At 67.8% G+C, this 7150-nt stretch carries 8 protein-coding genes; 1 reads left to right on the plus strand and 7 read right to left on the minus strand.

Translation table 11 applies throughout. The annotated features are described in order from the left end of the window. Both ACYVOC_RS18495 and ACYVOC_RS18500 read right to left on the minus strand, forming a co-directional pair. Window positions 1-578 (minus strand): protein-disulfide reductase DsbD domain-containing protein (locus tag ACYVOC_RS18495; RefSeq protein ID WP_461162733.1); only part of this gene is annotated, 578 nt, incomplete at its 3' end. A gap of 45 nt (window positions 579-623) precedes the next feature. Beyond that, on the minus strand, window positions 624-821 hold the full coding sequence (locus ACYVOC_RS18500; RefSeq protein WP_461162734.1) for a hypothetical protein: 198 nt from the start codon (window positions 819-821) through the stop codon (window positions 624-626). A 53-nt stretch (window positions 822-874) separates the two neighbouring features. Between ACYVOC_RS18500 and ACYVOC_RS18505 the strand changes: the two genes are divergently transcribed. Next, window positions 875-1735 carry a creatininase family protein gene (locus tag ACYVOC_RS18505; RefSeq protein ID WP_461162735.1) on the plus strand — a complete coding sequence of 287 codons (861 nt, stop codon included), beginning with the start codon at window positions 875-877 and terminating at the stop codon, window positions 1733-1735. Between the two features lie 93 nt (window positions 1736-1828). Here ACYVOC_RS18505 and ACYVOC_RS18510 read toward each other — a convergent pair whose 3' ends face one another. The 5 genes from ACYVOC_RS18510 to ACYVOC_RS18530 form a co-directional block, all read right to left on the minus strand. Further along, a complete protein-coding gene (locus ACYVOC_RS18510; protein ID WP_116004940.1) occupies window positions 1829-2500 on the minus strand; it encodes a histidine phosphatase family protein in 672 nt (223 codons plus the stop codon). A 311-nt stretch (window positions 2501-2811) separates the two neighbouring features. Further along, window positions 2812-3771 (minus strand): threonine dehydratase, encoded by a 960-nt coding sequence (locus tag ACYVOC_RS18515; protein WP_461162736.1) that lies wholly within the window; start codon window positions 3769-3771, stop codon window positions 2812-2814. Between the two features lie 69 nt (window positions 3772-3840). Then, the gene (locus tag ACYVOC_RS18520) at window positions 3841-4716 is read right to left on the minus strand and encodes a PhzF family phenazine biosynthesis protein (protein WP_461162737.1); all 876 of its coding nucleotides are present in this window, start codon (window positions 4714-4716) and stop codon (window positions 3841-3843) included. A gap of 147 nt (window positions 4717-4863) precedes the next feature. Continuing rightward, window positions 4864-5730, minus strand: a complete 867-nt coding sequence (locus ACYVOC_RS18525) for a PhzF family phenazine biosynthesis protein (RefSeq protein ID WP_116004936.1) — start codon at window positions 5728-5730, stop codon at window positions 4864-4866. A 27-nt stretch (window positions 5731-5757) separates the two neighbouring features. Beyond that, window positions 5758-6945: an aminotransferase-like domain-containing protein gene (locus ACYVOC_RS18530; protein ID WP_461162738.1), complete on the minus strand. Its 1188-nt coding sequence runs from the start codon at window positions 6943-6945 to the stop codon at window positions 5758-5760. Between the last annotated feature and the right edge of the window lie 205 nt (window positions 6946-7150).

Consider the following 7150-nt stretch of genomic DNA (forward strand, 5'->3'; position numbering starts at 1 on the left):
CCTTGCGCCTGTGCGAACAGGGCGCTGTGCATGGCGGTAGAGCTGCGCACCGGCAGTTGCAGCACGAAGCTGCCCTCTTCGGGGATGCATTCCACGCGGCAGGCCAGCCAGGTGGCGCGCAGGCGGATGTCGATCTGGCCCATGCCGCCCGGCGGGGGCTTGAAGCTGGCGGGTACCTGCATCGGCGCGGCCAGCAGCACCTGTCCGTCGTAGCCGTAGTTGGCCAGCTTGCCGATGCGGAACAGCCGGGGCACGGGCCAGGCGGTCTCGCCCATGTCCAGGCCGGGCGGCAGCTCCCAGGTCAGCTCGGTGGGCAGGCCCGAATCGCCGGGGTTCTTCCAGTAGGTATGCCAGTCCTTCTGGTGCGTCAGCCACAGGCCTACCCAGACGGTTTGGCCCGGTGTCAGCCCCTCGGGGGCATGGGCCACCAGCTCGGCGCGCACCTGTGGCGTGCTCACCACGCTGCTGGTGGCAAGGGCGGGTTTGTTGCTGAATTGGGCGTTGGCGCTTGTCCATCCTGCGCTGGCAGCTATGAAAACAAGAGCGTAAAAAAAGCGGTGAATGGTGCGATGGGACATGGTCGTCCTGTGGGAGCCGGGGGCGTGTGTTTTGGTTCCGGGGGCTCAGGCGGCAAAGTCCCAGACGACCCGGTGGGCGGAGGCGCGTTTTTTCTCGATTCCGAAGGTGTGGGCCACAAGGGCGCCATTGCCCAGTGGGTAGAGCATGGTGCGGTTCCGCCCAATGCCAGCGTCGGTGCAGGCGGTAATGCGGGCGCTGCATGCGTGCAGCCGGGCATCCTGGCGGAACAGTTCTTCGGTCATGGGGCGATGGTAGCGGGATGTGGGTGCGCCACAGCGCAGCCGTCTCCACTACCATGCGGGGCATGACTTCCAATGCGCCCCTTTCTGTCTTGCCCTCGCGCTTCTGGGCCGATCTGACCACGCGCGACTTTGCGCGCCTGCAGGCCAGCGGCCAGGCCGCGCACACCGTGGCCGTGCTGCCCGTGGCTGCCATCGAGCAGCACGGGCCGCACCTGCCGCTCAGTGTGGATGCCACGCTGCTGCAGGGCGTGATCGACGCCGCGCTGCCGCTGCTGCCCGCCAACCTGCCGGCGCTCTTCCTGCCGCCGCAGGTGGTGGGTTTGAGCACCGAGCACCTGGCCTACCCCGGCACGCTGTCGCTCGCGCCCGCCACGGTGATCGCGCTGTGGACCGAGATCGGCGCCTGCGTGGCGCGCGCCGGGGTCAAAAAGCTTCTGCTGCTCAACGGCCACGGCGGCCAGGTCAGCGTGATGGACATCGTTGCGCGCGAGCTGCGCCAGCACCACGGCCTGCTGGTCTACAGCAGCAGCTGGTTCAGCCTGCCGCTGCCGGGCGACGTGCAGACGCTGTTCAGTGCGCAGGAGCACCGTTTCGGCATCCATGCGGGCGAGATCGAGACGTCGATGATGCTGCACCTGGCGCCCCAGACGGTGCGCATGGACCAGGCGCGCGATTTCCGCTCCACCTCGCAGGACCGGGCCGAACGCTACGCTCTCCTGGGCAACGGCAAGAGCGCCAAGATGGGCTGGGCCATGCAGGACTACCACCCGGCGGGCGCGGTCGGCAATGCGGCCGGGGCGACGGCCGAGAAGGGGCGGGCGGTGGTGGAGGCGGCGGGTGTGCAACTGGCGGCGTTGCTGGGGGAGCTGTGTGCGTTGCCGGTGGAGTCGCTGGTGGCGCGGGGCGACTTTTGATGGATTTTTGGCTGTTGGCGCTTTGTGAGTAAGCGCTGGCAACTATCGAAACAATAGCTGCAAATGCAATATCAATAAGCGCAAAAGCCTAAATCAGGCGTGCGTCACCATTCCCGCATGCTGCGCGTCATTGAGGTGCGGCAGCGTGTTGAAGGTCTGCAGCATCAACCGCTTGGGCGACACGCTGAACTCGGTCACCGCGCTGTTGCGGATGCGCATGTTCAGCGCGATGGTCACTTCCGGCGCCGTGCCCAGTACCTCGCCGACGGCCGTGGAGATAGGGCCGCCGCTGCTCACCAGCAGCACGTTCTGGCCCGCGTGGTCGTGGCGCACCTTGTCGAGCGCGCCGCGCACGCCGGCCGAGAAATCCTCCCAGCTCGGCATGCCCTGCGGGCTGATGACGCCAGCCATCCACTGTGCAATGGCATCGCACAGCAGGCGGAAGTGGTGGCGGTACAGCTCGGGCGTGTCGGGCTTTTGCAGTGGTTCGTTGTGGATGGCGCGGATCAGCGCCAGGCTGTCGTATTCGTTCAGGCCCGGCAAGGCGATGGAAGGGGGCAGGCCCGGCAGGCCTTCGGCAATACCCTCCAGGGTTTGCGTGTGGCGGCGCAATGTGCCCAGCAATACCGCATCAAAGCGCTGGCCGCGTTCGCGCCAGTATTCACCCAGGCGCACCGCTTGCTGGCGGCCCAGGGGACTGAGCTGGTCGTAGTCGTCCGCGCCAAACGAGGCCTGGCCATGGCGCACAAGGTAGAGGGTTCCCATGGGAGAGATTGTCAGCAGTGGTCACCCCCGGGCCTGTCTCCGCAGCGACGAGCCAGGCCCGGGCGTGGTTTTGAGACACGTTATTCCATTTCTAAGAGCGATTCACAAAACTCTTTTGGCGTCGTTGCCGCGTCTTGTCGTAATACCCGTGCTGCCTGCGACACAGCGCCTCGCCAGAACCACTTCGCTGCGTTTTGTGATCCGCTCTAAACCATCCGTATCGTTGTTGCTCCGCCTTGCCGTGCTACAGCACTGTCTGCGGCTTCGCGCCTGGACGCGAATGATTTAGAAATGGAATTACCTGTTGCCGCTCATGCGGACAGGACTTTGCTGAATACCGGGGCGTCCACGTTCCCTCCCGTCAGAGCCAGCCCCACCACTTTCCCTTGGATTTGCGTGCGCTCCTGCAGCGCGGCGGCCAGTGACGCGGCACCCGCACCTTCGGCTACGTTGTGGGTGTCCGCAAACAGGGCGCGCATCGCGGTAGCCACTTCAGCGTCGCTGACCTTTACGATGTGATCGATGTGCGGGGCCATCACGGCCAGGGCTTCGGGGTCGGCCACACGGCAGGCCATGCCGTCGGCCAGCTCGGTGGTGACGGGCGCCTCGACCACGCGGCCTGCGGCCAGTGAGTCGGCATAGGTGGTGGCATGGCTGCTGACTACGCCTACCACGCGGGCGCTGTGGCCCAGCGCCAGTTTGGTGGCGATGGCCGAGCAGGCGCCCGAGCCCTGGCCAATGGGCACATACACCACGTCGAGCTGCGGCACGGCGCGCAGAAACTCCCACCAGTAGGTCGCAACGCCGCGCAGCAGGTCGGTGTGGAAGCTGGGCACCATGTGCGCGCCGCGCTCTGCGGCGATCCGCATAGCGTGCTCACGGGCTTCCTGGAAGTCTTCGCCGTGCTCGATCAGCGTGACGCCCAGTGCGCGCATGGCCGCATTCTTTTCGACCGAGTTGCCGCGTGGCACGACGATGGTGCAAGCCACGCCATGGCGCCGCGCGGCCCAGCCCATGCTTTGCCCGTGGTTGCCGCGCGTGGCGCTGATCACTTCACGCGGCAGCGCGCCGCGCTGGGCCAGTTGGTCGAAATAGGTCAGGCCGCCCCGGATCTTGAAGGCGCCCACGGGCGTGTGGTTCTCGTGCTTGAGCCAGCAGTCGGTGCCCAGGCGTTCGCTGAGCAGGCCCCAGCGGTACTGCGGTGTGGGCGCGAAGTCGCGGTAGACCACCTCGGCGGCGGCTTCGATGTCTTGCAGGGTGGGCAGAGGCATTGTTTCACTCCTTTTTTGAGAGCTGCCAGCGCTTGCTGCACAAGCGCTGGAGGCGTATTTTGCTTGTATTTACAACCGCACTGTGCCGCTGATGCAGGTGATGCTGTGGCCGCCGACCCAGATTTCGCTGCCGTCCTGCTCCACATGCACGCGCCCGGAGCGGCCCAGGGCCGTGCCCTGGCTGGCCACGTAGCGCGTGGGCGCCAGGCCCGCGCCGATGAGCCACTGCGCCAGCGCGGCGTTCAGGCTGCCGGTGACCGGGTCCTCGGCCAGGCCGTTGTTGCCGGGGAAGAAGGCGCGCACCTCAAAGGCAATGCCCTCGGCGTCGCTCGCGCCCACTACGCCGACCTTGCCGCGCGGCCCCACCACGCCCACGTCCAGGCCGGCCAGCACGGCGGCGTCGGGCTTCAGCCCCAGCACCTGCTCGGCCGAGCGCAGCATCACGCCGCGCCAGTTCGGGCCGTTGTCGCACCAGGCGTGGTGCAGGATGTCGGTGCGCGCCACGCCCAGGCCGCGTGCGATGTGCTGCACGTCGTCTTCGGCGAGCGGGCCGCTCTGGATCAGGGGTGGCGCGGCAAAGGCCAGGCGCTCGCCGTCCTGGCGCAGCGGCACCAGGCCCACGCCGCATTCCTGCACGATGCGGCCCGGCGCGTGCGGCTGGCCGCCCGCGGCAAGCCAGGCATGGCAGGTGCCCAGCGTGGGGTGGCCGGCGAAGGGCAGCTCGCGCCCCGGACAGAAGATGCGCACGCGGTAGTCCGCACCGGCGGCGCGGCCCTCGGGCGTGGGCGGCAGCACGAAGGTGGCCTCGGAGAGGTTGGTCCAGTTCGTGAACTGCTGCATGGCCTCGGTGGAGAGGCCTTCGCCATCGAGCACCACGGCCAGCGGGTTGCCCAGGCAGGGCGTGGCGGTGAACACATCGACTTGCTGGAAGGGGCGCTGGTGCATGGTGGATGGGCCTTGGTGTGTGGATGAGCGGTGTTTTCGGAGAGGGCCAGACGATGGGTGTGCCGTGAACGTGAGGCACGCCGGGGGCTTGCCGTCGTGCGGCCGCCTGTTGCCAGGCGTTACGGCGGCGCCTGTGGCGCCGGGTGCTCAGGGGAAAAGGACTTCGCCCTCGATGCAGGTGATGGAGTTGCCGCCCACCCAGACCTGGCCGTCGGCGTCTTGCGTAATGCGCACACGCCCGGCGCGGCCCAGGCATTCGCCCTGGGCCACCACGTACTGGCGGGGCGCCAGACCCTCGGGAATCAGCCACTGCGCCAGGCTGGCGTTGAGGCTGCCGGTGACCGGATCTTCCGGGTTGCCCATGGGGGCGGCAAAAGCACGCACCACCACGCCGGGCTGGCGGGTGTCGCTGGCGGTGGGGGCGACATGCACTACGCCCACGTCCTGGCCCAAGTCTTTCAGGCGGGCGTGGTCGGGCTGCATGCCCAGCACAGTGTCGGCGCTGTCGAGCAGCAGGCCCAGCCAGCGCGGGCCATTGTCCAGCATCTGCGCAGCCTGGATTTGCCCGGAGCGCAGACCCAGCGCACCCGTCACCAGCGCCAGCATGGCGGGGTTGGGTGCGCTGCGCTGCATGGGCGGTGCGGCAAAAGCCAGGGTTTCGCCCTGGCGCCGGATACGCACCAGCCCCCGGGCCGACTCCTGCACGATGGTGTCGGGGTCGTGCGGCTGGTGGCCTGCCTGCAGCCAGGCATGGCACGTGCCCAGCGTGGGGTGGCCGGCAAAGGGCAGCTCGCCGCCGGGGGTGAAGATGCGCACCCGGTAGTCGGCACCCGCTGCGCGGCCTTCGTCGGTGGGCGGCAGCAGAAAGGTGGTTTCCGACAGGTTGGTCCAGGCGGCAAACCGCTGCATGGTCCGCTCGGGAAGACCGTTGCCGTCCATGATCACGGCCAGGGGGTTGCCGTCGCCAGGGCGATGGCTGAACACGTCGATCTGCTTGTAAGAGCGCTTGTTCATGGGGGCTCCTGGTCGTGTGCGGAGAATTCAGGTACTGCGCGGGTAGGCCCGGATGGCTGCGGCCAGGGCGGTAATGCCGGTGTTGATCTGTGTGCTGCTGGCGGTCACGAACGACAGGCGCAGCGTGCGCGGGTCGGCGTCCGAGGCGTAGAACGCCGCGCCGGGCACGAAGGCCACGTTGCGCTCCACCGCCAGGGGCAGCAGCTCGATGGCGTTCATTCCTTCGGGCAGGCGCAGCCACAAAAACATGCCGCCCTCGGGGCTGTTCCACTCCACCTGCAGGCCGACCATCTCGCGCTGCAGTGCTTCGAGCATGGCGTCGCGCTGGTGCTTGTACAGCGCACGGATGGTGGGCACATGGCGGTCCAGGAAGCCGCCCTTCATCACCTCGGCCACCAGGCGCTGGTTGAAGCCGGGGGTGTGCAGGTCGGCGGCCTGCTTGGCCTGCAGCAGCTTGGGGAACACGGCCTTGGGCGCCACGACGTAACCCAGGCGCAGGCCCGGTGCCAGCACCTTGGAGAAGCTCCCCATGTAGATGCAGCCCTCGGGGTTGCGCGCGGTCAGGGGTGCGGGCGGCGGGTTGTCGAACCACAGGTCGCCGTAGGGGTTGTCCTCGACCAGCGGCAGGCCCAGTTGCGCGGCTTTTTCTACCAGGGCGGCGCGGCGCGACTCGCTCATGGTGCGGCCCGTGGGGTTCTGGAAGTTGGGCAGCACGTACAGGAAGCGGGCCTTGTCGGCGCCGCTGCCCACTTTGGCGGCCAGGTCGTCGATGAGCACGCCTTCGTTGTCACTGGCCACGGCCACCACCTGGGGCTCCATGGGGGCGAAGGCCTGCAGCGCGCCCAGGTAGGTGGGGGTTTCCACCAGTATGCGGCTGTCGGTGTCGATCAGCACCTTGGCGATCAGGTCCAGCGCCTGCTGCGAGCCCGTGGTGATGAGCACTTGGGCGGGATCCACGTTCCAGGGCAGAAGGTCGGCAATCGCCTCGCGCAGGGGGGCGTAGCCTTCGCTGGCGGCGTACTGCAGGGCGGCAGCGCCGTCGTGGCCCAGCACCACTTCGCAGGCCTTGGCAAAGGCATCGACCGGAAAGGTCTTGGGCGAGGGCAGGCCGCCAGCCAGGCTGATGATGCCGGGCTTCTCGGTCACCTTGAGGATCTCGCGGATCACCGAGGGGTTCATCTTTGCGGCGCGTGAGGCCAGGGTCCAGTTCGTCATTCCAGTCATCTCCATTGTGTGCGCCTGTAGGTGGGGCGCAGCGTTTTCAGTCAATAAAGCCATTGTGCGGCCTTGCGGCGACCCGGGGTCGGGCGCCGGACCAATAGCTTAACCGCAGGGCCGCTTTCAATCTGTTCATGCTGTGGGCTCTTTGCGCGAGACATGCAACCGACGCGGCCCAGGCCAGGGCTCCCGCGCAAGGGCC

The sequence above is a fragment of the Simplicispira piscis genome (assembly GCF_054783455.1).